Consider the following 23,898-nt stretch of genomic DNA (forward strand, 5'->3'; position numbering starts at 1 on the left):
GGCGGCCCGCTTCGTGCTGCCTGCGTTCGGGCACACCGAGCCCTAGCGAGGTGCCGAGTGGTGGGGCAAGAGCGTTTTGCTTACTTTTGCGCTGTTCAAAAGTGAGCCGCTGTAAGAGCGGAACCATAACCGGCCGTTACCTAAATAACGGATATGCCCCCGACAAGCCGCAACCCCACAGTCACTCGTCAGTGCTATGCACCACCACCAGCAACTGCGCCTGAACCTCCCCCACCGACCGAATCCGATGCGGTTTCTGCGCATTGAAATGCAACGCATCCCCGCGATTCAACACCACCCGCTCACTCATGAAATCCACCTCCACCTGGCCTTCATGCACAAACAAAAACTCCTCCCCCAGATGCTCCTTGAAGGTCTTGTCGGTGAACTCCGCCGGCGGATAAATAATGAACGGCAACAAACTGCGCTCACTGACCTGATGGGCCAGCACCGCATAACCCGGTGACCCATCGGTGCCCGACAACGCCTGACGCTCGTGGCTGCGCACCAGGCTGTAGCTGTCCAGACTGACGTTGTCCTCGCTGAACAGCTCTTCAACCTTCACGTTCAACGCCTTGGCCAGTTTCAGCGCGGCCGCAATCGACGGCGTATTCAGCCCGCGCTCGACTTTCGACAGGTAACTCTTGGTCATCCCGGATTTTTCCGCCAGGGACTCTAAAGTCACGCCAAGTTTTTTTCTCAATATTTTCAAACGGATAGACATGCGCAGCGGTTAATCCATTAAAGAGGCGATGATGAATACTTGCCAATGACACTTTGTGTCATATAGTCTCTTTAGTGTCATTTGCGACCAACAAGGACACTGATATGGCCAAGACATTAGCACTCCCGAAAGACCAACTGGTCAAGCAAGCACTGACCCAGATGCAAAGCACCCTGGCGGATAATACGTGGACCGACCGGCAAAAGCTGGCGCTCACCTGCCGGATTCTGTTCGAAAACGGCCACGACTCCGGCCTCGCCGGGCAGATCACCGCACGCGGCCCCACGCCTGGCACTTATTACACCCAGCAACTGGGCCTGGGTTTCGATGAAATCACCGCCAGCAACCTGCTGCTGGTCAACGAAGACCTGGAAGTGTTGGAAGGCCACGGCATGCCCAACCCGGCCAACCGTTTTCACAGCTGGGTGTACCGTGGTCGCCCGGATGTGAACTGCATCATTCATACCCATCCGACCCACATCGCCGCACTGTCGATGCTGGAAGTGCCGCTGCAGGTGTCCCACATGGACCTCTGCCCCCTGTACGAAGACTGCGCCTTCCTGGAAGCCTGGCCCGGCGTGCCGGTGGGCAACGAAGAAGGCGAAATCATCACTGCTGCCCTGGGGGACAAGCGTGCCATCCTGCTTTCCCACCACGGCCAATTGTCCACCGGGGCAAGCATCGAGGAAGCCTGTGTGATCGCGCAGTTGATCGAACGCGCGGCGAAGTTGCAGTTGCTGGCAATGGCCGCCGGCACCATCAAGCCGATCCTGCCGGAGTTGGGCCGCGAAGCCCATGACTGGATCTCCAAGCCCAAACGCCACGGCGCCGCGTTCAACTACTACGCTCGGCAGAACCTGCGCCAGCACGCCGATTGCCTGAACTGAACCCCTTTTTCGACCGGAGACTTTTCCATGTCCAGCCCTTCTATTCACGGCATCATCGGCTACACCATCACCCCGTTCAGCGCCGACGGCCTGCGCATTGACCTGGACGCCCTCGGCTATTCCATCGACCGCTTGATCGACAGCGGCGTACACGCCATCGCGCCATTGGGCAGTACCGGCGAAGGCGCCTATCTCAGTGATGCGGAGTGGGATGAAGTCGCCGCCTACAGCCTCCAGAAGGTGGGCAAGCGCGTACCGACCATCGTCAGCGTCTCCGACCTGACCACCGCCAAGGCCGTGCGCCGGGCGCGGTTTGCCGAAGGCCACGGTGCAGACGTGGTGATGGTATTGCCGGCCTCGTACTGGAAGCTCAGCGAGGCGGAAATCCTCGCCCACTATGCGGCCATCGGCGACAGCATCGGCGTGCCGATCATGCTCTACAACAACCCGGCCACCAGCGGTACCGACATGTCGGTGGACTTGATCCTGCGCATCGTCGACAGCGTCGATAACGTGACGATGGTCAAGGAAAGCACCGGGGATATTCAGCGCATGCACCAGCTGCATCGGCGCAGCGAGGGCCAGCTGCCGTTCTACAACGGCTGCAATCCGCTGGCGCTGGAAGCGTTCGCGGCGGGGGCGAAGGGTTGGTGCACGGCGGCGCCGAACCTGATTGCGCAGCTCAATCTGGATTTGTATGAAGCGGTGCTGAGCAATGATCTGACGAAAGCGCGGGAGCTGTTTTATCACCAGTTACCGTTGCTGGAGTTCATCCTCAAAGGCGGCTTGCCGGCGACGATCAAGGCCGGTTTGCGGTTGACCGGGCTGGAATCGGGAGATCCACGGTTGCCGGTGTTCCCGTTGGGTGAGACTGGCCGTGCTCAGCTTCAAGAGCTACTGACCACATTGCGGTAACCCCCCTGTAGGAGCTGGCTTGCCTGCGATGGCATCACCTCGGTATTCCTGACAAACCGAGGTGCCTGCATCGCAGGCAAGCCAGCTCCCACACTGATACGTGTATTTCGATAGAGACAAATGACAATAATTCTCGATATCATTCGCGACTTTTCTACGTCGTGCTTCGCCAAGAAGGATATCCATGTCTCGCCCCAAGCCCGACCCGCTGTCGGCCGATGCCTTTCGCGGGTTTTATGCAGATATCCTGCATTTCCTGCGCAAACGCACGGACAACGCCAGCGACGCGGCAGACATGACCCAGGATGTCTTCACCCAATGGCTGGACTACCGCGACCAGGCCAAGGTCGAGCAGCCACGGGCGTTCCTGTTCCAGATGGCGCGCAATCTGCTGCGTGATCATTGGCGCAAACAAAAGGTGCGGCACACCGTCCACCAGCAACAGGCCGAACTGGATGCCTCGTTGGTCAGCGACCCGCGAGACGATCCCATGGCCGCCGCGCAACGCCTGCAACGCCTCGAACAGTTGAAAGAAGTCCTCGCTGAACTCTCGCCCAGAAGGCGAGAAGCCCTTATGCTGCACCGCTTCGAAGGCCTGAGCCAGGCCCAGATCGCCGAGCGCATGGGAGTTTCGGTCAGCATGGTGGAAAAGCACATCGCCTTTGCCCTGCTGCATTGCAAGCAGCGACTTCAACAAGAACACGGCAAGGAGCAGCCAGAATGAACCGCCTGAGGGACATCGATACCTGTGACATCGAGGCCAGTGACTCGATCGATGCCCAGGCCGCCAGCTGGTTTGCACGCAACCGCAATGACGCCGGCCGCGCCGACCGCAAGGCGTTTGCCGCCTGGCAGTCCGAGCCGGCCCATGCCCGTGCCTACGCCGAATTCGAACAACTGTGGGCCGACCTGGCCCAGTTGCAGCAACTGAACAAACCCACACCGCTGCCCGTACGCAAAATACCTGTGTGGCGCCCGGCCCTGGCGGTGGCTGCCGCGTTGGTGTGCGCCCTGCTGGCGAGCAATCTCGGCGCCCCGCGCGAGTTGTTCCACACTCAGGTCGCGGCCCATGCCAAAGGCATGCGCACCTTGCACTTGCCCGACGGCAGCACCTTGTACGTCAACGCCAACACGCGCCTGCGGGTGGACTTCAACAGTCACCAGCGCCTCGTGCATCTGGACCAGGGCCAGTTGTACATCGAGGTGGCCGCCGACAAGGAGCGGCCACTGTTCGTGCAGGCCGGCGAGGCCAATGTGCGGGTGGTCGGCACCGGCTTCGATGTGCGGCGCAGCAAGCAGCAACTGGTGGTCAGTGTGGCCCACGGCCAGGTAGCATTCGAGGCCGATGCCAAGGTACCAGTCGCGATGCTCGGCGCCCGGCAGCGCGCCACGTTCAGCTATGCCAAGGGCACCGTGCAGCAGCAAACCCTCACCGCCGAAGAGGTCGCCGATTGGCGCGGCGGCCACGTATCGTTTCGTAATCGCGAGCTGGCCAGCCTGATGGATGAATTGAGCCTGTACCGGCCCCAGGCGCCCTTGCTGGTGGACAGCGCGGTGGCGCAATTGAAGGTCTCGGGCAACCTGGACGTGAACGACCCCGACGCCCTGCTCAACGCCCTACCCGCCTTGCTGCCGGTAAAAACCGTGGCCCTGGCCGACGGCAATATCAGGATTGAACCCCGCAAGTAACCCCGCGAAATTCCTGTTTGAGAATATTTTGCATTCGCATGTGAGGATTATTTTTCCTGCCACGTCTTCCTCGGGTCTGCGTTTGATACGCACACCTTTTTGGCCATTTGGCTACTCCGGGGGATTTCATGTTTCGCGCGCCTTGCCACGTTCAGCACCTGTTTCTTCGACCCACCGCCATTGCCGCCTGCCTGGCCTTCAGCCTGAGTGCCCAGGCCGAGTCGTTCAAACTGCAACTGCCGGCCCAGTCCCTGGCCACGTCCCTGAGCCAGGTGGCGCAGCAGGCGAAAATCCAGCTGCTGTTCGATGAAACACTGCTGAAAAATGTCCAGGCGCCGGCCATCAATGGCGACTTCACACCGGAAGTGGCGATTCGCACCCTGCTCAAGGACGGCGAGTTCGTGTTGCTCAAGGTCGGCAGCACCTACGTGGTACGGCCCGAAGAAGGCAAGACCACCAACAGCGGCGCGATCCAGCTGGAAGCCCTGAGTGTGATCGGCACCGGCAACGAGGTCGACTCCACCACCGTCGGTCGCTCCACCCTGAGCCAGGCCGACATCGACCGCTACCAGTCCAATAACATCCCCAGCCTGCTGCAAACCTTGCCCGGCATCAGCCAGGGCGGTTCGCTGAAGCCCGGCGGCCAGACCATCAACATCCGCGGTTTCGGCGACGCCGAAGACGTGCCGCTGACCGTCGACGGCGCCACCAAGAGCGGCTTTGAGCGTTACCAGCAAGGCACGGTGTTTATCGAGCCCGAACTGATCAAGAGCATCGAGGTGGAGAAAGGCCCCAACTCGCCCTTCAGCGGCAATGGCGGTTTTGGCGGTACGGTCAACATGACCACCAAGGATGCCCCGGACCTGCTCAAGGACGGGCGCAACAGTGGCGCCATGCTCAAGTACGGTTACTCCAGCAACGACCATGAACAGGTCTACAGCAGTGCGGTGTACGGGCGCACCGATGACGGACGCTTCGATGCCCTGGCCTACCTGACCCAGCGCGACGGCGGCGATATGAAACTGGCTGCCACCCTGCCCAACGATAACAACCAGTACCCGATCAACCCCAAGCGCCTGCCCAACAGCGCACAGAATGTGGACGGCAAGCTGTTCAAAGTGAATGCCCACTTCACCGATGAGCACAGCCTGGGCCTGTCGTATTCGCGCTCCAACAGCCAGCGCTGGACGCCCTTCTCTGCCGCCAGCTACCCCACGCCGCCGACCCAGGCCAACATCGACCGCTATGGCTACGAAGCCGCGCTGAAGCGCTTCCTGGCCAACCGCAATACTGTCGACACCACCTGGACCAGCAAGTACGAATACCAGCCGATGGACAACCCGCTGGTGGACTTGACCATCAAGTATTCCGAGTCCAATACCGACCAGACCGACGAACGTGATGCCACGGCGTTTTTCCAGTTGGCCACTGGCGGGCGCAAGATGGACACCTCCTACAACGACAAGAACCTCGACGTACGCAACGTCAGCCTGTTTTCCACCGGCCCGTTGCAACACGCGGTGACCACCGGGGTACAGATCCGCAAACACACCCGGGAAACCGAAATGTGGATGCCCGGCGCCACCTACAACACCCCGAAATACAACTACGGGCACTTCCAGCCGGGCTTCATGCCCCACGGCAAGGTCGACACCAACAGCTTCTTTATCCAGGACGCGGTGACGCTGGGCGATGTCACCATCACCCCGTCGATGCGCTATGACCATGTGCGCAACCGTGGCGAAGCCAACGACGCGCCGTACTACAGCAACCCGGACCCGGCCATCGGCCACGACTACAGCGACCGTACCTACACCGGCTGGTCGCCGCGCCTGGCGGCGTACTGGACCATCACCCCGAACGTGGCGATGTTCGCCAACTGGAGCCGCACCTGGCGCGCCCCGGTGATCGACGAGCAGTATGAAGTCCAGGGCCTGGGCAGCCGCACCGCCACCAGCCTCGACCTGGACCCGGAGCGCATCACTTCGATCACCCTGGGCAACGTCACCAGCTTCGCCGACGTGTTCACCCACGGTGACAACCTGCAACTGCGCACCACGCTGTTCCATAACAAGGTCGAGGACGAAATCTTCAAGGCTACCGGCGTGGGCTGCCAGAACCAGGCGGTCAACGGCGGGACGATTTCCAGCGCCTGCCCGCCGGGAGCGATGTCCAACTACCGCAACATCGGCGGCATGACGATCAAGGGTTTCGAGGCCGAGAGTTTCTATGACTCCACCTACGTGTTCGGCTCGGTGTCGTTCGCCTACACAACCGGCAAACATGAAGGCGCCTACACCAACCCGTGGGGCCCGGACGTCTGGGCGCGGGATATTCCGCCGACCAAATGGGTGGTGGTGCTCGGCACCAAGATCCCGAGTCTGGATATGCAGGTGGGCTGGCAAGGGCAGTTCGTCGGCGCCACCAGCCGCTTGCCGAGCGACAAGTACTCCGGCGGCCCGGGCACCAGCATCGGCGACCTGTTCTACGATCAGTACGGCAACAAGCGCTACAACACCCAGGGCCTGTTCGCCAGCTGGAAGCCGCAACAGGCTTATCTGAAGGGCACCGAGGTCAACTTCACCGTCGACAACCTGTTCAACAACAACTTCCGCCCGGCCCTGAGCGGCGACCGCGCCTATACCAAGGGCCGCGATGCCAAAATCAGCGTGACGCGGTTCTTCTGACCCTTCACCAGCATTCGGCTTGAAAACCCGATCAGTGTGGGAGCTGGCTTGCCTGCGATGCGGGCGACTCGGTCTCTCAGTTAAACCGCAGCGATGCCATCGCGGGCAAGCCCGGCTCCCACACTAGATCAACTGAGCACCAGCCTTCGGGTTTACAAGACTCAAACCCGGGGCGTGAACCCGCTGCTTGCTCAAATACCGCGTGCAACTCACCCGCAAAAACGAAGCGAAATTCACCACCTCGCCGCGGTAGTCCATCACCTCTTCATACAACTTGGCGATCAGTTGATTGGTGGTCATGCCATCCACCTCGGCGATTTCGCTGAGGATGTCCCAGAACTGGTTTTCCAGGCGCACGGTGGTGACCACGCCGCAGATGCGCAGGGAGCGCGAACGGGATTCGTAGAGAATCGGGTCGGCCTTGACGTACAGCTCGCACATGGCGATGACCTCCGTTTTACAGAGTGATTCTGGTACCCAGCAGGCCAAGGAAACCCGCCAGCCAGCTTGGGTGCGCCGGCCATGCCGGAGCAGTTACCAGATTGCCTTGAACGTGGCTGTCGGTCACCGGGATATCGATGAACGTGCCACCCGCCAATCGCACTTCCGGCCCGCACGCAGGATAGGCGCTGCACTCACGGCCTTCCAGGATGCCCGCGGCCGCCAGCAGTTGCGCGCCGTGGCACACCGCAGCGATGGGCTTGCCAGCCTGGTCGAACGCCTTGACCAGTTGCAGGACTTTTTCGTTCAGGCGCAGGTACTCGGGCGCACGACCGCCGGGCACCAGCAGCGCGTCGTAGTCGGCGGCGTCGACCTTGGCGAAGTCGGCATTCAGGGCAAACAGGTGCCCGGGTTTTTCGCTGTAGGTCTGGTCGCCTTCGAAGTCGTGGATCGCCGTGCGCACGGTCTGGCCGGCGGTCTTGTCCGGACACACGGCGTGCACGGTATGCCCCACCATCAACAGCGCCTGGAACGGCACCATCACTTCATAGTCTTCGACGTAATCGCCGACCAGCATCAGGATTTTTTTCGCAGCCATGGGACATTCCTCCGGTTGAACGGTTGGGCAGACAAGAGTAGCCAAGATAGACCCGCAGGCTTGATCCGGGTAATGGCCCGCTACTACATCGGCACCCCGGCTTGTGTGGGAGCCGGGCTTGCCCGCGATGCAGACACCTCGGCCTGACAGGTAAACTGCGTTGATCCCATCGCAGCCTCGCCAAGGCTCGACAGCTCCCACATGAACCCAAAACTGTACGGCTCAATCTGCACCTAGCTGTAAGCCCGTGTTTGCGGGGCTTTGTGGCTAGATGAACGTCCACTTCCGGCCCACTCGATTCTGGTTCCTTCCATGAGCTCCCGCGAAAATACCGGCATGGCCCTCGGCCTGCTGGGCGTCGTCATCTTCAGCCTTACCCTGCCCTTCACCCGTATCGTGGTGCAGGAAATCCACCCGCTGCTCAATGGCCTGGGCCGGGCGTTGTTTGCGGCGGTGCCGGCGGCGGCGTTGTTGCTGTGGCGCCGTGAGCGCTGGCCCACCTGGCGCCAGGTGCGCGGGCTGACGCTGGTGATTGCCGGGGTAATCCTGGGCTTCCCGGTGCTCTCGGCCTGGGCCATGCAAACCTTGCCGGCGTCCCATGGCGCCCTGGTCAACGGGTTGCAGCCGCTGTGCGTGGCGCTGTATGCGGCGTGGCTGTCCCATGAGCGGCCGTCGAAAGCCTTCTGGGCCTGCGCGGCGTTGGGCAGTGCGTTGGTGCTGAGTTATGCGTTGATCACCGGGGCCGGCAGTATCCAGGCGGGCGACCTGTTGATGCTCGGGGCGATTGCGGTGGGTGGCCTGGGTTATGCCGAAGGCGGCCGATTGGCCAAGGAGATGGGCGGCTGGCAGGTGATCTGCTGGGCGCTGGTGCTGTCGACACCGGTATTGATCGGGCCGGTGGCGTACCTGGCGCTGCAACACCAAGGGCCGATTTCCATGCACACCTGGTGGGCGTTCGGCTATGTGTCGCTGTTTTCGCAGTTCCTGGGGTTCTTCGCGTGGTACGCGGGGCTGGCCATGGGCGGCATCGCCCGGGTCAGCCAGATTCAGCTGTTGCAGATCTTTTTCACCATCGCGTTTTCGGCGCTGTTTTTTGGTGAGCACATCGAGCCGATTACCTGGCTGTTTGCCTGCGGGGTGATTGTGACGGTGATGCTGGGGCGCAAGACCAGCGTGAAGCCTGCGCCAGCGGCCAAGGCCAGCACGGTCTAATGTGGGAGCTGGCTTGCCTGCGATGCGGGCACCTCGGTGTATCAGGCAAACCGAAGTGATGCCATCGCGGGCAAGCCCGGCTCCCACAGGCTGGCTTTCACATTTTTGATTTGCGTCGTTCTCAGGCCAGGTAACCGTCCGCTCGAAGTAGGGTTTCGAGGCAATGTTCAGTGATGTTGTAGAACGCCTTGAGCTCCTGGATTTTCTCCAGAAGTTGGACGTTATCCACCGATTCGGCGCGTTTCACGGCAAGGATCATCTTGTTCTTGTTGGTATGTTCCAACGAGATGAACTCAAACACCTTGGTCTCATAACCGCACGCTTCAAGAAACAACGCCCGCAGGCTGTCGGTCACCATTTCCGCCTGCTGGCCCAGGTGCAGGCCGTATTGCAGCATCGGCTTGAGCAGCGCCGGGCTCTGGATCTGCAAACGAATCTGCTTATGGCAGCACGGCGAGCACATGATGATCGACGCCCCGGAGCGAATGCCGGTGTGAATCGCGTAGTCGGTGGCGATGTCGCAGGCATGCAGGGCGATCATCACGTCCAGTTCGCTGGGCGCGACGCTGCGCACATCACCGCACTTGAATACCAGCCCCGGGTGTTCCAGACGGGCGGCGGCGTTGTTGCACAGGGTCACCATGTCTTCGCGCAATTCCACGCCGGTGACTTCACCCTCGGCATTGAGGGTGTTGCGCAGGTAATCGTGGATGGCAAACGTCAGGTAGCCCTTGCCCGAACCAAAGTCCGCGACCCGCACCGGCTGGTCCAGCTTCAGCGGTGACGTGGTCAGCGCATGGCTGAACACTTCGATGAACTTGTTGATCTGCTTCCACTTGCGCGACATCGCCGGGATCAGCTCATGCTTGGCGTTGGTCACGCCAAGGTCAGCAAGAAATGGCCGGGTGAGGTCCAGGAAGCGATTCTTCTCGCGGTTGTGCTCGGCAGACGGCGCTTCGCGCAGTTGTTGCGGCTTGCTTTTGAACAGTGAGCTTTTGTTCTTCTTGCTGTATTCCAGCTGGGCTTCGTCGGTCACCGAGAGCAGGTGCGCGTTCTTGAACGACGCCGGCAACAGCTCGGCAATCGCCGCCACGCCGTCAGCCAGGGAGAAATTCTTGGTGATGTCGCGGGTCTTGTAGCGGTAGACGAAGGACAGGCAAGGCTGATCCTTGACCGTCAGTTGCTTGATGATCAGCTTCTGCAGGTCGGGCTCGGTGCCGACGTACTTGGCCAGCACCAGCTTGATAAAGGCGTTTTGCTCAAGGCTCGCGCCGAGCAGTTCGAGGAACTGCGCGTGATGATCCGGCGCGGGGCTGGCAGGTTTAGCGGTGGCAGACATGAACAAAAACGCCTCGGGCAGGGAATGCCGGGAATTTTACACTACTCCAACACCACCAACCGATTCGGTAACTCATTGCGCGCATGGGTCACCGGCACATGCTCCTTGAGCAACTCCCCACAGGCTTCGATGCAACTGATAAACCCGGCCAACGTCTGGCCTTGTTTCACCTGGCGGGTGAAGTCCTTGACGATCGCGTCCCAGCTGCTGTCATCCAGGCGCGTGGAAATGCCCTTGTCCACCAGGATTTCCACATACCGCTCCGCCTCGCTGACAAAAATCAGCACCCCGGTACTGCCCAGCGTGTGGTGCAGGTGCTGCTCCAGGAACTGCCGCCGCGCCAGGTTGGACGCACGCCAATGCCGCACCGAGCGCGGGATCAGCCGCGTGGTGACCTTGGGCAACCGGAACACCAGGCACAGCACGACAAACGTGCCCCACTGCGCCAGCAGCAAGGTGTACATGGTCAGCCAGCCCGACAAATAGTGAATGATCCCCGGCACCACCAGCGCCAACAGGCTGGCCCACAGCAGCGGGATGTAGGCGTAGTCGTCGGCACGGGCCGCGAGCACGGTCACCAGTTCGGCGTCGGTCTGTTGCTCGACCCGGGCGATCGCCTCGGCGACCTGGCGTTGCTCGTGTTGACTCAGTAATGCCATGGTTGTTGATGCTCTCTAGTTATTGTCATTACCAGCCGCCCGAGGCGCCACCGCCGCCAAACCCACCGCCGCCGCCCCTGAAGCCACCGCCACCGCCGCCTCCCCCGCCGCCTCGGCCGCTGCTGCTGAGAATCGCCAGCAGGATAGCGCCAACGGGCAGGCCCATGCGATTGCACAGCCACAACACCGCCAGCAGCAGGATAAACAGACCAAAGGAGATGCCCGGGTTTTGCGTGGCGAAGTTGGCCTCGGACACATGCGCCGGCACCGCCAGCGGATCGCCGCCTACCACCTGTAGCATCGCCGCCACGCCGTCGCTGATGCCCTTGCTGTAGTTGCCCGCCTTGAACGCCGGGGTGATCACCTGGTTGATGATCACCCAGGACTGCGCGTCCGTGAGTACGCCTTCCAGGCCATAACCCACTTCGATACGGATCTTGCGCTCGTCCCGGGCGACGATCAGCAGCGCGCCGTTGTCCTTGCCCTTCTGGCCGATGCCCCACGCGCGGCCCAGTTGATAACCGAAGTCTTCAATGGGCACGCCTTGCAGGTCGGGCACGGTGACCACCACGATCTGGTCGCCGCTGGTCTGCTCCAGCGCCTGCAATTGCTGGGTCAGCTGTGCGCGTACGGCCGGGTCGATCATCTGGGCGTTGTCGACCACCCTCCCGGTCAGGGCCGGGAAATTCAGGGCGGCCTGGGCAGTCAGGCTGAAGGCCAGCAGCAGCGCCGCCAGCAGCCAAGCGCGCTTGCCCATCAGAATTTCACTTGCGGCGCTTTATCGGCATCGGCACTGGTGGCCTCGAAGTTGGCGCGGATCGGCAAGTCGCTGTACATCACGCTGTGCCACAGGCGGCCAGGGAAGGTACGGATCTCGGTGTTGTAGGCCTGCACCGCCTGGATAAAGTCGCGGCGGGCCACGGCGATACGGTTTTCGGTGCCTTCAAGTTGCGATTGCAGGGCCAGGAAGTTCTGGTTGGCCTTCAGGTCCGGGTAGCGCTCGGACACCACCATCAAGCGGCTGAGTGCACCGCTCAAGCCGTCCTGGGCCTGCTGGAACTGCTTGAGTTTTTCCGGATTGTCGAGGGTGCTGGCGTCCACCTGGATCGAGGTGGCCTTGGCCCGCGCTTCGATCACCGCGGTGAGGGTGTCCTGTTCATGGGCCGCGTAACCCTTCACCACTTCCACCAGGTTGGGGATCAGGTCGGCGCGCCGCTGGTACTGGTTCTGCACCTGGGCCCAGGCGGCCTTTGCCTGTTCGTCCAGGGTCGGGATCTTGTTGATGCCGCAACCGCTCAGCACGGTGCTCACCAGTATCAATGCCACGGCCTTCCAGCCCCAACGGTAACCTTGTGCTGCTTGCATGGTGTTTCTCCTGCCAAACCTATGAAATTTGCCGACTGACACGTTAGCCACGGGCTTAGGGCATAATCCGCCACCACCCACTGGATTGCATCGGGCCAATCAGCTAAAAGATGCCCAGCGCCAATAAGAGTTCAGAAGTGTGCTGCATTTATCTGAACAACACCCGAACAACAATAGACGCTCTCCGGTCCCAAGGCTGCGAGAAAGGATTTTCATGAAGAAGCTGTGTTTGCTGGGCCTTGTTGTCAGTTTGGCCACTCATTCCGTATTAGCCGAAACAAAGCCCGCAGTGCTCAAGGACAAGGACGCCTTCGTCAGCGATCTGCTGAAACAGATGACCCTCGATGAAAAGATCGGCCAGTTGCGCCTGATCAGCATCGGCCCCGAAATGCCCCGCGAGCTGATCCGCAAGGAAATCGCCGCCGGTCGCATCGGCGGTACCTTCAACTCGATCACCCGCCCGGAAAACCGTCCGATGCAGGACGCAGCCATGCGCAGCCGGTTGAAGATCCCGATGTTCTTCGCCTATGACGTGATCCACGGCCACCGTACGATTTTCCCCATCAGCCTGGCCCTGGCCTCCAGCTGGGACATGGACGCCATTGGCCGCTCCGGGCGCATCGCTGCCCAGGAAGCCGCCGCCGACAGCCTCGACATCACCTTTGCGCCGATGGTCGACATCTCCCGCGACCCGCGCTGGGGCCGTACCTCCGAAGGGTTTGGCGAAGACACCTACCTGACCTCGCGCATTGCCGAAGTGATGGTCAAGGCCTTCCAGGGCAGCAGCCCCGCCAAGGCCGACAGCATCATGGCCAGCGTCAAGCACTTCGCCCTGTATGGCGCGGTGGAAGGCGGTCGCGACTACAACGTGGTCGACATGAGCCCGGTCAAGATGTACCAGGACTACCTGCCGCCCTACCACGCCGCGATCAAGGCCGGTGCCGGCGGCGTGATGGTTGCGCTGAACTCGATCAACGGCGTGCCCGCCACGGCCAACACCTGGCTGATGAACGACCTGCTGCGCAAGGACTGGGGCTTCAAGGGCCTGGCGGTCAGCGACCACGGCGCGATCTTCGAGCTGATCAAGCACGGCGTGGCCAAGGACGGGCGCGAAGCCGCCAAGCTGGCGATCAAGGCCGGCATCGACATGAGCATGAACGACTCGCTCTACGGCAAGGAATTGCCCGGCCTGCTGAAATCCGGCGAGATCGAACAGAGCGACATCGACAACGCCGTGCGCGAAGTGCTCGGCGCCAAGTACGACATGGGCCTGTTCGCCGACCCGTACCTGCGCATCGGCAAGGCCGAGGATGACCCGGCCGACACCTACGCCGAAAGCCGCCTGCACCGTGCCGACGCGCGCGATGTGGCGCGCCGCAGCCAAGTGTTGCTGAAAAACCAGAACAACACCCTGCCACTGAAAAAGACCGCGACCATCGCCCTGGTCGGCCCGCTGGCCAAGGCGCCGATCGACATGATGGGCAGTTGGGCAGCTGCCGGCAAACCCGCGCAATCGGTGACCCTGCTGGACGGCATGAATGCCGTGATCGGCGAGAAGGGCAAAGTGATCTACGCCCGTGGCGCCAACATCACCAATGACAAAAAAGTCGTCGACTACCTCAACTTCCTGAACTTCGATGCCCCGGAAGTGGTGGATGACCCGCGCTCGTCACAGGTGATGATCGACGAAGCAGTGAAAGCCGCCAAGGACGCTGACGTAGTCGTGGCTGCCGTGGGCGAGTCCCGCGGCATGTCCCACGAGTCGTCGAGCCGCACCGACCTGAACATCCCGCAAAGCCAGCGCGACCTGATCAAGGCCTTGAAAGCCACCGGCAAACCGCTGGTGCTGGTGTTGATGAATGGCCGTCCGCTGTCGATTGTGGACGAGAACGAACAGGCTGACGCAATCCTGGAAACCTGGTTCGCCGGGACCGAAGGCGGCAATGCAATCGCTGACGTTTTGTTCGGCGACTACAACCCGTCGGGCAAGCTGCCCATCACCTTCCCGCGTTCGGTGGGGCAGATTCCGACCTACTACAACCACCTGAGCATTGGCCGGCCATTCACCCCGGGCAAGCCGGGCAACTACACCTCGCAGTACTTCGATGACACCACAGGGCCGTTGTTTCCGTTTGGTTATGGCTTGAGCTACACCAGCTTCAGCCTGTCGGACATGGCGCTGTCGTCCACCACCCTGAACAAGACCGGCAAGCTCGACGCCACCGTGGTGGTGAAAAACACCGGCAAGGTCGATGGCGAAACCGTGGTGCAGCTGTACATCCAGGACGTGGCCGGCTCGATGATCCGCCCGGTGAAGGAATTGAAGAACTTCCAGAAGATCATGCTCAAGGCGGGCGAAGAGCGCGCCGTGCACTTCACCATCACCGAGGAAGACTTGAAGTTCTACAACACCCAGCTGAAGTTTGCGGCTGAGCCGGGTGAGTTCAATGTGCAGATCGGGCTGGATTCGCAGGATGTGAAGCAGCAGAGCTTCGAATTGCTTTGATCTAAAGCTGTAAACGCAGTCAGTGTGGGAGCTGGCTTGTGTGGGAGCCGGGCTTGCCCGCGATTGCATCACCTCGGTGCATCTGAAGTACCGAGGTGTCTGCATCGCAGGCAAGCCAGCTCCCACACAAGCCAGCTCCCACATTTGATCTCAGCGTCCTGGCTAGCCGCGGCGATCCAGCAGGTTAACCACCAACCGATCAATCCACCCCCACACCCGTTGCTTCACCCTCCGCCACAAAGGCCGCGACCGCCACGCCTCCAGGCTCACCGCCTGGCTCAGGGCAAAATCCCGCTCGAAACTCCCCGCCACCGCCAACGTCAGTTCCGGGTCCAACGCTTCCAGATTCGCCTCCAGGTTGAAGCGCAGATTCCAGTGATCGAAGTTGCACGAACCAATGCTCACCCAATCATCCACCAGCACCATCTTCAGGTGCAGGAAGCACGGCTGGTATTCAAAAATCTGCACCCCGGATTTGAGCAAACGCGGGTAGTAACGGTGCCCGGCATACCGCACCGATGGGTGATCAGTGCGCGGCCCGGTCAGCAGCAAGCGCACATCCACGCCCCGCCCCGCCGCCCGGCGCAGGGCGCGTCGTACGCTCCAGGTCGGCAGGAAATACGGCGTGGCCAGCCAGATACGCTGGTGGCCGCTATTGAGTGCGCGGATCAGCGATTGCAGGATGTCCCGATGCTGACGGGCATCGGCATACGCCACACGGCCCAAGCCCGGCCCGGTGGCCGGCACCTTGGGCAAACGTGGCAGGCCAAAATGCATGGCGGGTTTCCAGGCCCGGCGATCGTCGTTGGCCAGCCATTGGCGGTCGAACAACGCCTGCCAATCCAGCACCAGCGGGCCGCGAATCTGCACCATCACTTCGTGCCAGTCGGCGCTGTCTTTTCCGGGGGTCCAGAATTCATCCGTCACGCCGGTGCCGCCGACCACGGCGATGGTCTGGTCGATCAGCAACAGCTTGCGGTGATCGCGGTAGAGGTTGCGCATCCAGCGGCGCCAGCTCAGGCGGTTGTAGAAACGCAGGTCCACCCCGGCCTCGATCAACCGCCGGCGCAAGCCCAGGGTAAACGCCAGGCTGCCGTAGTCATCGAACAGGCAACGCACCCGCACGCCACGCTCGGCGGCGGCCACCAGGGCCTGAACCATCGCTTCGGCACAGGCGCCCGCCTCCACCAGATACAGCTCCAGGGCAACCTGTTGCTCGGCCTGATTGATCGCTTCGAGCATGCGCGGAAAGAAACTCGGACCGTCGATCATCAGCTCGAAACGGTTGGCGCTGCGCCACGGGAACACTGCGCCGCTCATCTCAGCGCGCCGTGAAAATCAGTACCGCACCCACCGGCACCGACAGGCTGATCTGCGACAGGCCGGCAGCCTTGCGCAACGCGGCCACGCCCGGCAGCAAATCGAAATCCTCGGCATGTACTACCAACGGCTCCAGGGTCACCACTTGAAAGCGCCGGTCATCCAGGCGCGTGGCCAGCAGCTCGGCGCTGTAGGTTTGGGTCTTGCCGTGCAGCGTCACCGACAGCGGCAGGCGCAGCTCGTACTGCGCGCCGGGGGCCAGGTCGTTGATCGGTTGCAGGTTGATCTGGGCGTTGATCACGGCGTCGGGGAAGGTCTTGATCTCGAACAGGTCGTTGCGCATGCGTTCGTCGCGCAATGGGATGCCGCTGTTGATCGACTCCAGCTCGACTTCCAGCTGCGCCGCACCCTTGCTGTCGACCTTGCCGTGCAGCACCAAAAAGCGCTGCACTTCGGCGATGTCGGTGTTTTTGGTGGTGACGAACGACAGGCGTGAGGACTCGTTGTCCAGGTACCAATCGGCGTGGGCAGGCACGGCAGCAGCGGCCAGCAGCAGGAAGGCCATGGGTTTGAACAGGGACATAACGACTCGTGGGGCAAAAAACCTGAACGAACCTTAAGCGCAATGTAACGAGCGGCGCAAATCCAATGTAGGAGCTGGCTTGCCTGCGATACAGGCACCTCGGTCTGTCAGTTGTTTCGAGGCGATGCAATCGCAGGCAAGCCAGCTCCCACAGCTTGCTGTACATCGCGAATGGTCGACTCCAGGCTGGCCAGGTGCAGGCTCAACACCCGCTCCACCGGCGCCTGATCCATCGGCCAATGCAGCGCCATGCTGCCTACCAACCGCCCGTTGGCCCGCACCGGCAACGCCACGGCGCGAATCAGGAACGGCAGGCGCACCGGGTATTCCCAATAACCTTCGGTGCGCTGGCCAAACCCCTGGTGCTGGGACTGTTCACACGCCCGGTATTGCTCGTCTTCGGCCACCCGCTCACGGCCGGCCAGGCGCTGCACTTCATCGGCCGACAATTGCGACAGGCACGCCTTGCCCATGGCCGAGTGAAACAGGCTGGCGTGCTGGCCGACGATCTGGCAGTTGTTCGGGTAGAGCTTGCGCAGCACCGTGGGAATCGCGCTTTCCATCACCTCCAGGCGTTCACCGTCGAAGCTCGACAGGTCCACCACCAGGCCGGTGCGCTCGCTGAGGTCGAGCAACCAGGGCGCAGCACTTTCCACCAGTTGGCGCTTGAAGCGTTGCTGGGTGTCGCCGAACAGGCGCCGGGCTCGCAGGCGGTAACGCCGGTCGCTCAGGCCGCGATAGATCCAGCCCTGCTCCTGCAAGGTCAGCAGCATCCGCGAGACGGTGGCCTTGGGCAGGTGGGTCAGGTAATGCAACTCTTCGAGCCCCAGCGCCTGGTGCTCGCCGAGCAATTCGATGATCGCCAGTGCCCGCCCCACTGAGCGTACGGTTCCCGTCTCGGCGTCGCTGCCCATGTGTCGATCTCCTTGAGGCCAATGGATGATCTGATTTCACAGCAAGATACAGGCCCGTAGCGGCTCAGCCGGTCGGGGTAAGGCAACTGGGCGGTCGTCGTTGCACCCAGCGGGTCAGTTGTTCGTGGGCATAAGCCAGTTGCAACACCGCCCTGTCCGCCTGGGCCGGGCCGATGATTTGCAGGCCCATGGGCAAGCCCTGGGGGTTGAAACCCACCGGCACATTCATGCTCGGCAGGCCGGCCAGTGTGGGACCGATCACCACCTCCATCCAGCGGTGATAGGTGTCCATCTCGCGCCCTGCGACGATGCGTGGCCAGGGCTGTTGTGCATCGAAAGGGAACACTTGGGCGGTGGGCAGCAGCAGGAAATCGTAACGTTCGAACAGTTTGCCGAGGGCGCGGTACCAGTCACTGCGGTTGACCGAGGCCTGGTAGACGTCCGCCGCGCTCAGTTGCAAACCGCCCTGCACTTCCCATTGCGCTTCGGGCTTGAGCAGCGCGCGTTTTTGCGGGTCTGCGTAGGCTGCGCCGAGGGAGCCCTGGATCAGCCAATGGCGGTGCGTCAGCCAGGTCTGCCACAGACGTTCCAGGGAGAATTCCGGCTGGCAGTTTTCCACCTCGCAGCCCAGCGCCGCAAAGTCCTTGAGGGCCGATTCACACAGGCTCATCACGCCGTCTTCCATCGGCAGGTACCCGTTGTAATCCCCCAGCCAGCCCAGGCGCGCACCCTTGAAATCGCGCTGCAACGGCTCGCCGAACACCGCCGGGTCCGCGTTGAGCGACAGCGGCACCCGAGCGTCGTAGCCGGCTTGCACACTCAGCAGCCGCGCCACATCCGCCACGCTGCGGCCCATCGGGCCTTCAGTACCCAACTGCTGCACGAACAGGTCCGGCGCTGACCCATAGGGCACGCGGCCCAGGGACGGGCGCAGGCCAAACACGTTATTGAACGCCGCCGGGTTACGCAGCGACCCCATCATGTCGCTGCCATCGGCCACCGGCAGCATGCGCAGGGCCAACGCGACGGCCGCCCCGCCGCTGCTGCCACCGGCCACCAGGCGTGGGTCGTAGGCGTTGCCGGTGGTGCCGAACACGCTGTTGTAGGTCTGCGAACCGAGGCCGAATTCCGGCACGTTGCTCTTGCCGATGATGATCGCGCCGCTGGCCCGAACCCGCGCCACGCTGATCGCATCTTCTTGAGGAACATGCTCGGCGAACAGCGGCGAACCGAGGGTGGTGCGCAACCCCTTGGTGGCCGCCAGGTCCTTGATCGCCTGGGGCATGCCGTGCATCCAGCCACGGGATCGGCCCTGGTCCAGTTCCCGGTCGCACTGCACCGCTTCGGCCAGCACGTCTTCCTCGGAGCGCAGCGAGACCAGCGCATTCACCGCCGGGTTGAAGCGCTCGACCTGGGCCAGGTACGCCTGCATCACTTCATGGCAGGACACCTGCCGCGCATGGATCGCCCGAGACAGTTCGATGGCATCCAGTTCAACAATACTCAAGGTTTCACCTCGCTGGAAAACGGCGCCGGTCGTTTCGCCCGTGGCGCCTCATGCATGCAGTAAGTGCCCAGCAGCGTCAGGACGCAAGCGAACAGCACATAAAACGCCGGGGCCACCGGTGTGCCCAGCACCTTGCTGAGCCAGGTGACGATCAGCGGCGCAAAACCGCCGAACACCATCACCGCCACGTTGTAGGCCACCGACACCCCGGTGGAGCGTACTTCGATAGGAAACTGCTCGGCCAGGGCCGTCGGCGCCGGGCCGAAAAAGCCGCCGATGGCCGTGCACAGCATCACCTGCATCACCAACAAACGCTCGATGGACGGTGCCGTCGCGACCCACACATACAACGGGTACACCATCACGAAAAACGCCAAGGTAAACGCCATCAATACCGGGCGTCGGCCCAACCGATCCGACAGCAGGCCGGACAGCGGAATCACCACGGTCATCAGCGCCACGGCAAACATCTGCACCATCAACACCTGGTCCAGCGGCAGGCCGAGATTCTTGTGGGCGAAGGTCGGCATGTTCACCAGCACCACGTAGAACGACACCGTCGCGCCGCAGGCCAGGCCCATCGATACCAGGATGCTGCGGCGGTGATCGCGGATGACCTGCATCAAGCTCGGCGCCGCACCTTTGGCCTGTTCGCGCGCCTCGATAAACTCCTCGGGATCTTCCATGTGCCGACGAATCCACAAGCCCACCGGGCCAATCAGCAAGCCAAAGATGAACGGCAGGCGCCAGCCCCACACTTCAAGGGTTTGCGGCTCGAAGAAGTGCGTCACCAACGCCACCATCGCCGCGCCGCCAAACACCGCCAGGCACTGCCCCACCAACTGCCAGGAACCGTACAGGCCCTTGCGATGGGCCGGCGCGCTTTCCACCAGGAACGCCGTGGCACTGGCGTATTCGCCGCCAGTGGCAAAGCCCTGGAGCATGCGCGCAACCACAATCAGCATCGGCGCGCCCATGCCGATGGCGGCGTAGCTGGGAGCAAACGCGATCAGCGCGATGGAAATGGTCATCAGCCGGATGATCAACTGCATCGCGGCCTTGCGACCTTTGCGGTCCGAATACATGCCCAGCAGAATCCCGCCCACCGGGCGCATGAAGAAACCGACGCCAAAGGTCGCCAGGGCCATCAGCAGCGAGGCGTATTCATCCTCCGAGGGGAAAAACTGCCGGGCGATGATGCTGGCGAGAAAGCCGTAGACGATGAAGTCATACCATTCGAGCGCATTGCCGATCACGGCCGCCACCACCTGGCGGGTGCGCGATACACCTTGTTTTGTAGCCTGCATGGGAACACTCCATTCAACCTGTTGGGAAAGGGTCCAGCGGCAGAAAAAGGAGGTCGTCAGGCGGGCTTGAGCCAGCTCTCGGCCAGCGCGCCCCAGTAGGCGGCGCCGGTCAACAGGATGTCGTCGTTGAAGTCATAGGCGGGGTTGTGGACCATCGGCCGCGACACGCCGTTGCCGATAAACAGGTAACTGCCGGGGCAGCGTTGCAGCATCCAGGCGAAGTCTTCGCTGCCCATCAGCTTGTTGGTGTTGCCGTCGACGGCCTCTTCACCGAGCAGGGCGATGCCGACCTGGCGGGCGAATTCGGTTTCTTCGGGATGGTTGACCAGCACCGGATACGCCGGGCGATGCTCGATCTGCGCAGTGCAACCGAAGCTCGCGGCCTGGGTCAGGATGATCGCCTTGACCCGCTCCAGCATCAGCTCACGCACGCTGGCGTCCAAGGCCCGCAGGCTCAGGCGCAACACCGCCTGTTGCGGAATTACGTTGGCCGCCTGGCCCGCTTGCAGGGCGCCGACGGTGACTACGGCGGCTTCCTGGGCATTGATATTGCGCGCCACCACGGTCTGCAAGGCCATGACCATACTGGCGGCGGCCACCAGCGGGTCGACCGTCAGGTGCGGCATGGAGCCATGGCCGCCGACACCTTCGAGGGTCACGGTGATCAGGTCCTGGGAGGCCATCATCGGCCCGACCCGCAGGCCCAACTGGCCGGCGGGCAAGCCCGGCATGTTGTGCATGCCGAACAATGCATCGCAGGGAAAACGCTCCAGCAGGCCGTCGGCGAGCATGGCTTCGGCGCCACCCTGGCCTTCTTCTGCAGGCTGGAAAATCAGGTTCAGGGTGCCGTCGAACTGCCGGGTCGCGGCCAGGTAACGGGCGGCGCCCAGCAGCATGGTGGTGTGACCGTCATGGCCGCAGGCGTGCATGCAGCCAGCGTGTTGGCTGCTGTAGCTGGCGCCGGTGTTTTCGATGATCGGCAAGGCGTCCATGTCGGCGCGGATGCCCAGCTTGCGCGAGCTGCTGCCATTGCGCAGCACGCCGACCACGCCGGTGTGGCCGATGCCGGTATGCACTTCATAGCCCCAGCTTCGAAGGGATTGCGCCACGAGGGCGGAGGTGCGGTTTTCTTCAAAGCCCAGTTCGGGGTGGGCGTGAATGTCCTGACGCACGGCGTGCAGGTCGCTGGCGACATCGCTCAGCCAATCCAGGATGTGCTGGTGTGGGCTCATGGTGATTCTCCTCGCAGGCGGGTGTTCCCGTTCTTTTTCGTTGCACACCGCCAGATAACCGCGATGTGCGCGGGAGGACAATCAAAGGTGGTTCCACCCTGTGGAACCTCAGCCCCACCTGTGGCGAGGGAGCTTGCTCCCGCTGGGTTGCGCAGCAGCCCCAACAAGAGCGCCGGGGCCTCTCAGACAATACTCGTTGGCCGGTTTTGGGGGCGCTTCGCACCCCAGCGGGAGCAAGCTCCCTCGCCACAGGTTTGGTGTGTTGGCTCAGGGTGTGAGGCGGCAGCCCTCGCGTTGGCCCAGCCATTGAGCACTGTGGGTGCGGCCCAGGCCGCTGGCGGTCACCGAGTGTTTTTCCGGGTTGTCGGCGAAGGCACTGGTGGGCACGTATTGCTTCACATAACCCACGCAATAGTCGGCGGGGTTGCCTTCCACGTAACGGCAGGAGCAGTACTCCTTGGCGGTGTAGGCCGCGATGATATCGGGGAAGGCTTGCAGGTTGACCCGCTCATGCCAGACCCAGCCGAGCAACGCGAGCAGCAGCAAAACCAGCAGGCTGATGAAGGGATGGCGGCGGATCATGGTTGCACCGCCGCGAGGACGCGCTTGAGCAGTTCATTGTGGCGATAGCTGCCGTCGCGATCGTCGCCGTAGCGCACGATGACCAGCTGTTTTTCGGGCATCACATAGAGCGCCTGGCCCCAGTGGCCCAGGGCGGCGAAGGTGTCGGCGGGGGCGTCGGGCCAGGGTTTGGCGGCGCTCTGTACTTCGCGATTGAGCCACCATTGGCCGCCTGGGACGGCTTCGTCCTGGCCGGCCTTGTAGTGGTCGAAGGGTTGGCGGTTGAAGGCGATCCACTCCTTGGGCAGCAACTGTTGCTCGCCCCAGCGACCATCGCGCTGCATCAACAGGCCGACACGCGCCAGGTCGCGGGCGGTGAGGTAGGCGTATGAGGAGGCGACGAAGGTTTCCTCGGCGTCGCTTTCCCAGGTGGCATTGCGAATGCCCAGGGGTTGGAACAGCGCGGTCCACGGGTAGTCGACGTAGGCCTTGTGGCCGAGCATGCCTTTGAGGGTGGCGGACAAGATATTGCTGTCACCGCTGGAATAGCGGAACGCCTGGCCGGGGGCGCTGAAGGTGGCGGTGTCGGCGGCGAATTCGGCCATGTCGTGATGGCCGCGGGTGTAGAGCATGGCGACCACCGAGGATTTCAATGGGGCGTATTCGTAGTCTTCCTGCCAGTCGAGGCCCGAGGCCCAGTGCAGGAGGTCGGCCATGGTCACGCTTGGGTGCTGCTTCATCGGTGGGTAAAAGCGTGCGGCGGGGTCGGTGAGTTTGAAGCGGTTTTCGCCGAAGGCCACGCCGAGCACGGTGGCCATCAGGCTTTTGCTGATGGACCAGGTCAGATGCGGGGTGCTCGCGGTGGTGGGCGTCGCATAGCGTTCGTAGATGATCTGGCCGTCGCGGATGACCAGCAAGGCGTCGGTGCGGATGCCTTTGCGGGTGGAGTCGTCGCGGGGTGGGAAGGCGTAGTCATCCAGGGCTTGGGCGGCCGGGCCGGTGAGTGGCTCGCCTTGGGTCCAGTCTTTGGACGGCCAGGTTTCGGCGTGGGCCGTCAGGGTGAACAGCAGCGCGGCGTAGAGCAGGCCTTTGAACATGGGCTTGGGACTCGGGCATTCAAGCCCGCGAGGCTAGCGGAGGGAAATGACGGTTTTGTTACTGGGCCTTGGAGGGAGTGCATATCCGTTATTTAGGTAACGGCCGGTTATGGTTCCGCTCTTACAGCGGCTCACTTTTGAACAGCGCAAAAGTAAGCAAAACGCTCTTGCCCCACCACTCGGCACCTCGCTCAGGCTCGGTGTGCCCTCAGCTCCGGTAGCACGAAGCGGGCCGCCGCGACGGGGCGTCCCTGCCCCGTCGCGGCTAAACCGGCGTCCTGCCGGTTTACCCGCTCCGTACTACCTGCGTTCGGCCAGCGTGGTTTAACGGGGCGCCTAAGATCAAGATCAAAAG

The 23,898-nt window shown here is 62.4% G+C and carries 22 protein-coding genes; 7 read left to right on the forward strand and 15 right to left on the reverse strand.

Annotated elements, in window-relative coordinates:
- Positions 1–181 precede the first annotated feature (181 nt).
- Entirely contained in the window at positions 182–724 is a 543-nt protein-coding gene (locus tag HX875_RS30900; protein WP_177048625.1) for a helix-turn-helix domain-containing protein, read from the reverse strand.
- Positions 725–828: 104 nt separating this feature from the next.
- On the opposite strand from HX875_RS30900, the gene HX875_RS30905 reads away from it, so the two are divergent.
- From HX875_RS30905 to HX875_RS30925, 5 genes are all read left to right on the forward strand, one after another.
- Positions 829–1,611: an aldolase gene (locus tag HX875_RS30905; RefSeq protein ID WP_010176636.1), complete on the forward strand. Its 783-nt coding sequence runs from the start codon at positions 829–831 to the stop codon at positions 1,609–1,611.
- A gap of 27 nt (positions 1,612–1,638) precedes the next feature.
- Entirely contained in the window at positions 1,639–2,526 is an 888-nt protein-coding gene (locus HX875_RS30910; RefSeq protein ID WP_177048627.1) for a dihydrodipicolinate synthase family protein, read from the forward strand.
- A gap of 184 nt (positions 2,527–2,710) precedes the next feature.
- Positions 2,711–3,250, forward strand: coding sequence for an RNA polymerase sigma factor (locus tag HX875_RS30915; protein ID WP_177048629.1), 540 nt, complete (start codon positions 2,711–2,713; stop codon positions 3,248–3,250).
- Positions 3,247–4,215: a FecR family protein gene (locus tag HX875_RS30920; RefSeq protein ID WP_177048630.1), complete on the forward strand. Its 969-nt coding sequence runs from the start codon at positions 3,247–3,249 to the stop codon at positions 4,213–4,215. The genes HX875_RS30915 and HX875_RS30920 overlap by 4 nt, the downstream gene beginning before the upstream one ends.
- Positions 4,216–4,343: 128 nt before the next feature.
- Positions 4,344–6,902, forward strand: coding sequence for a TonB-dependent receptor (locus HX875_RS30925; RefSeq protein WP_177048632.1), 2,559 nt, complete (start codon positions 4,344–4,346; stop codon positions 6,900–6,902).
- A gap of 123 nt (positions 6,903–7,025) precedes the next feature.
- Here the strand turns inward: HX875_RS30925 and HX875_RS30930 are convergent, their stop codons facing one another.
- Positions 7,026–7,343 (reverse strand): ribbon-helix-helix domain-containing protein, encoded by a 318-nt coding sequence (locus HX875_RS30930; protein ID WP_177048634.1) that lies wholly within the window; start codon positions 7,341–7,343, stop codon positions 7,026–7,028.
- Positions 7,344–7,359: 16 nt separating this feature from the next.
- A complete protein-coding gene (locus HX875_RS30935) occupies positions 7,360–7,941 on the reverse strand; it encodes a DJ-1/PfpI family protein (protein ID WP_010176642.1) in 582 nt (193 codons plus the stop codon).
- A gap of 312 nt (positions 7,942–8,253) precedes the next feature.
- Here HX875_RS30935 and HX875_RS30940 point away from each other — a divergent pair, with 312 nt between their 5' ends.
- On the forward strand, positions 8,254–9,153 hold the full coding sequence (locus tag HX875_RS30940; protein ID WP_177048636.1) for a DMT family transporter: 900 nt from the start codon (positions 8,254–8,256) through the stop codon (positions 9,151–9,153).
- A 121-nt stretch (positions 9,154–9,274) separates the two neighbouring features.
- Here the strand turns inward: HX875_RS30940 and HX875_RS30945 are convergent, their stop codons facing one another.
- The 4 genes from HX875_RS30945 to HX875_RS30960 are packed head-to-tail and all read right to left on the reverse strand — an operon-like array spanning position 9,275 to position 12,516.
- Positions 9,275–10,492, reverse strand: coding sequence for a class I SAM-dependent methyltransferase (locus HX875_RS30945; protein ID WP_177048639.1), 1,218 nt, complete (start codon positions 10,490–10,492; stop codon positions 9,275–9,277).
- Positions 10,493–10,533: 41 nt separating this feature from the next.
- Complete coding sequence (locus HX875_RS30950) at positions 10,534–11,151, reverse strand: TPM domain-containing protein (RefSeq protein WP_177048641.1); 618 nt, start codon at positions 11,149–11,151, stop codon at positions 10,534–10,536.
- 28 nt (positions 11,152–11,179) lie between these two features.
- A complete protein-coding gene (locus HX875_RS30955) occupies positions 11,180–11,908 on the reverse strand; it encodes a TPM domain-containing protein (RefSeq protein WP_177048643.1) in 729 nt (242 codons plus the stop codon).
- On the reverse strand, positions 11,908–12,516 hold the full coding sequence (locus tag HX875_RS30960; protein WP_088426967.1) for a LemA family protein: 609 nt from the start codon (positions 12,514–12,516) through the stop codon (positions 11,908–11,910). The genes HX875_RS30955 and HX875_RS30960 overlap by 1 nt, the downstream gene beginning before the upstream one ends.
- Before the next feature lie 214 nt (positions 12,517–12,730).
- Between HX875_RS30960 and bglX the strand changes: the two genes are divergently transcribed.
- The gene (gene bglX / locus HX875_RS30965) at positions 12,731–15,022 is read left to right on the forward strand and encodes a beta-glucosidase BglX (RefSeq protein WP_177048645.1); all 2,292 of its coding nucleotides are present in this window, start codon (positions 12,731–12,733) and stop codon (positions 15,020–15,022) included.
- A gap of 162 nt (positions 15,023–15,184) precedes the next feature.
- Here bglX and HX875_RS30970 read toward each other — a convergent pair whose 3' ends face one another.
- From HX875_RS30970 to HX875_RS31005, 8 genes are all read right to left on the reverse strand, one after another.
- Positions 15,185–16,342 (reverse strand): phospholipase D-like domain-containing protein, encoded by a 1,158-nt coding sequence (locus HX875_RS30970; RefSeq protein WP_177048647.1) that lies wholly within the window; start codon positions 16,340–16,342, stop codon positions 15,185–15,187.
- Between the two features lies 1 nt (position 16,343).
- Positions 16,344–16,925 carry a YceI family protein gene (locus HX875_RS30975; protein ID WP_177048649.1) on the reverse strand — a complete coding sequence of 194 codons (582 nt, stop codon included), beginning with the start codon at positions 16,923–16,925 and terminating at the stop codon, positions 16,344–16,346.
- Positions 16,926–17,032: 107 nt separating this feature from the next.
- Complete coding sequence (locus tag HX875_RS30980) at positions 17,033–17,839, reverse strand: helix-turn-helix domain-containing protein (RefSeq protein WP_177048651.1); 807 nt, start codon at positions 17,837–17,839, stop codon at positions 17,033–17,035.
- Positions 17,840–17,903: 64 nt separating this feature from the next.
- Positions 17,904–19,346 (reverse strand): amidase, encoded by a 1,443-nt coding sequence (locus HX875_RS30985; protein ID WP_177048653.1) that lies wholly within the window; start codon positions 19,344–19,346, stop codon positions 17,904–17,906.
- On the reverse strand, positions 19,343–20,653 hold the full coding sequence (locus HX875_RS30990; RefSeq protein ID WP_177048655.1) for a citrate-proton symporter: 1,311 nt from the start codon (positions 20,651–20,653) through the stop codon (positions 19,343–19,345). Before HX875_RS30990 ends, HX875_RS30985 begins: the two co-directional genes overlap by 4 nt.
- 56 nt (positions 20,654–20,709) lie before the next feature.
- Complete coding sequence (locus HX875_RS30995) at positions 20,710–21,885, reverse strand: M20 aminoacylase family protein (protein ID WP_177048657.1); 1,176 nt, start codon at positions 21,883–21,885, stop codon at positions 20,710–20,712.
- 267 nt (positions 21,886–22,152) lie between these two features.
- A complete protein-coding gene (locus tag HX875_RS31000) occupies positions 22,153–22,467 on the reverse strand; it encodes an amidase (protein ID WP_177048659.1) in 315 nt (104 codons plus the stop codon).
- A complete protein-coding gene (locus HX875_RS31005) occupies positions 22,464–23,543 on the reverse strand; it encodes a serine hydrolase domain-containing protein (protein ID WP_177048661.1) in 1,080 nt (359 codons plus the stop codon). The genes HX875_RS31000 and HX875_RS31005 overlap by 4 nt, the downstream gene beginning before the upstream one ends.
- Positions 23,544–23,898: the final 355 nt, after the last annotated feature.

The sequence above is a fragment of the Pseudomonas yamanorum genome, from assembly GCF_013386765.1.
Classification (GTDB): Bacteria; Pseudomonadota; Gammaproteobacteria; order Pseudomonadales; family Pseudomonadaceae; genus Aquipseudomonas; species Aquipseudomonas yamanorum_A.

What these genes read in the sequence shown, in the direction of transcription:
- HX875_RS30900 (WP_177048625.1), bottom strand. Translation starts at nt 724, where the DNA reads ATGTCTATCCGTTTGAAAATATTGAGAAAAAAACTTGGCGTGACTTTA.
- HX875_RS30905 (WP_010176636.1), top strand. Translation starts at nt 829, where the DNA reads ATGGCCAAGACATTAGCACTCCCGAAAGACCAACTGGTCAAGCAAGCA.
- HX875_RS30910 (WP_177048627.1), top strand. Translation starts at nt 1,639, where the DNA reads ATGTCCAGCCCTTCTATTCACGGCATCATCGGCTACACCATCACCCCG.
- HX875_RS30915 (WP_177048629.1), top strand. Translation starts at nt 2,711, where the DNA reads ATGTCTCGCCCCAAGCCCGACCCGCTGTCGGCCGATGCCTTTCGCGGG.
- HX875_RS30920 (WP_177048630.1), top strand. Translation starts at nt 3,247, where the DNA reads ATGAACCGCCTGAGGGACATCGATACCTGTGACATCGAGGCCAGTGAC.
- HX875_RS30925 (WP_177048632.1), top strand. Translation starts at nt 4,344, where the DNA reads ATGTTTCGCGCGCCTTGCCACGTTCAGCACCTGTTTCTTCGACCCACC.
- HX875_RS30930 (WP_177048634.1), bottom strand. Translation starts at nt 7,343, where the DNA reads ATGTGCGAGCTGTACGTCAAGGCCGACCCGATTCTCTACGAATCCCGT.
- HX875_RS30935 (WP_010176642.1), bottom strand. Translation starts at nt 7,941, where the DNA reads ATGGCTGCGAAAAAAATCCTGATGCTGGTCGGCGATTACGTCGAAGAC.
- HX875_RS30940 (WP_177048636.1), top strand. Translation starts at nt 8,254, where the DNA reads ATGAGCTCCCGCGAAAATACCGGCATGGCCCTCGGCCTGCTGGGCGTC.
- HX875_RS30945 (WP_177048639.1), bottom strand. Translation starts at nt 10,492, where the DNA reads ATGTCTGCCACCGCTAAACCTGCCAGCCCCGCGCCGGATCATCACGCG.
- HX875_RS30950 (WP_177048641.1), bottom strand. Translation starts at nt 11,151, where the DNA reads ATGGCATTACTGAGTCAACACGAGCAACGCCAGGTCGCCGAGGCGATC.
- HX875_RS30955 (WP_177048643.1), bottom strand. Translation starts at nt 11,908, where the DNA reads ATGGGCAAGCGCGCTTGGCTGCTGGCGGCGCTGCTGCTGGCCTTCAGC.
- HX875_RS30960 (WP_088426967.1), bottom strand. Translation starts at nt 12,516, where the DNA reads ATGCAAGCAGCACAAGGTTACCGTTGGGGCTGGAAGGCCGTGGCATTG.
- bglX (WP_177048645.1), top strand. Translation starts at nt 12,731, where the DNA reads ATGAAGAAGCTGTGTTTGCTGGGCCTTGTTGTCAGTTTGGCCACTCAT.
- HX875_RS30970 (WP_177048647.1), bottom strand. Translation starts at nt 16,342, where the DNA reads ATGAGCGGCGCAGTGTTCCCGTGGCGCAGCGCCAACCGTTTCGAGCTG.
- HX875_RS30975 (WP_177048649.1), bottom strand. Translation starts at nt 16,925, where the DNA reads ATGTCCCTGTTCAAACCCATGGCCTTCCTGCTGCTGGCCGCTGCTGCC.
- HX875_RS30980 (WP_177048651.1), bottom strand. Translation starts at nt 17,839, where the DNA reads ATGGGCAGCGACGCCGAGACGGGAACCGTACGCTCAGTGGGGCGGGCA.
- HX875_RS30990 (WP_177048655.1), bottom strand. Translation starts at nt 20,653, where the DNA reads ATGCAGGCTACAAAACAAGGTGTATCGCGCACCCGCCAGGTGGTGGCG.
- HX875_RS30995 (WP_177048657.1), bottom strand. Translation starts at nt 21,885, where the DNA reads ATGAGCCCACACCAGCACATCCTGGATTGGCTGAGCGATGTCGCCAGC.
- HX875_RS31000 (WP_177048659.1), bottom strand. Translation starts at nt 22,467, where the DNA reads ATGATCCGCCGCCATCCCTTCATCAGCCTGCTGGTTTTGCTGCTGCTC.
- HX875_RS31005 (WP_177048661.1), bottom strand. Translation starts at nt 23,543, where the DNA reads ATGTTCAAAGGCCTGCTCTACGCCGCGCTGCTGTTCACCCTGACGGCC.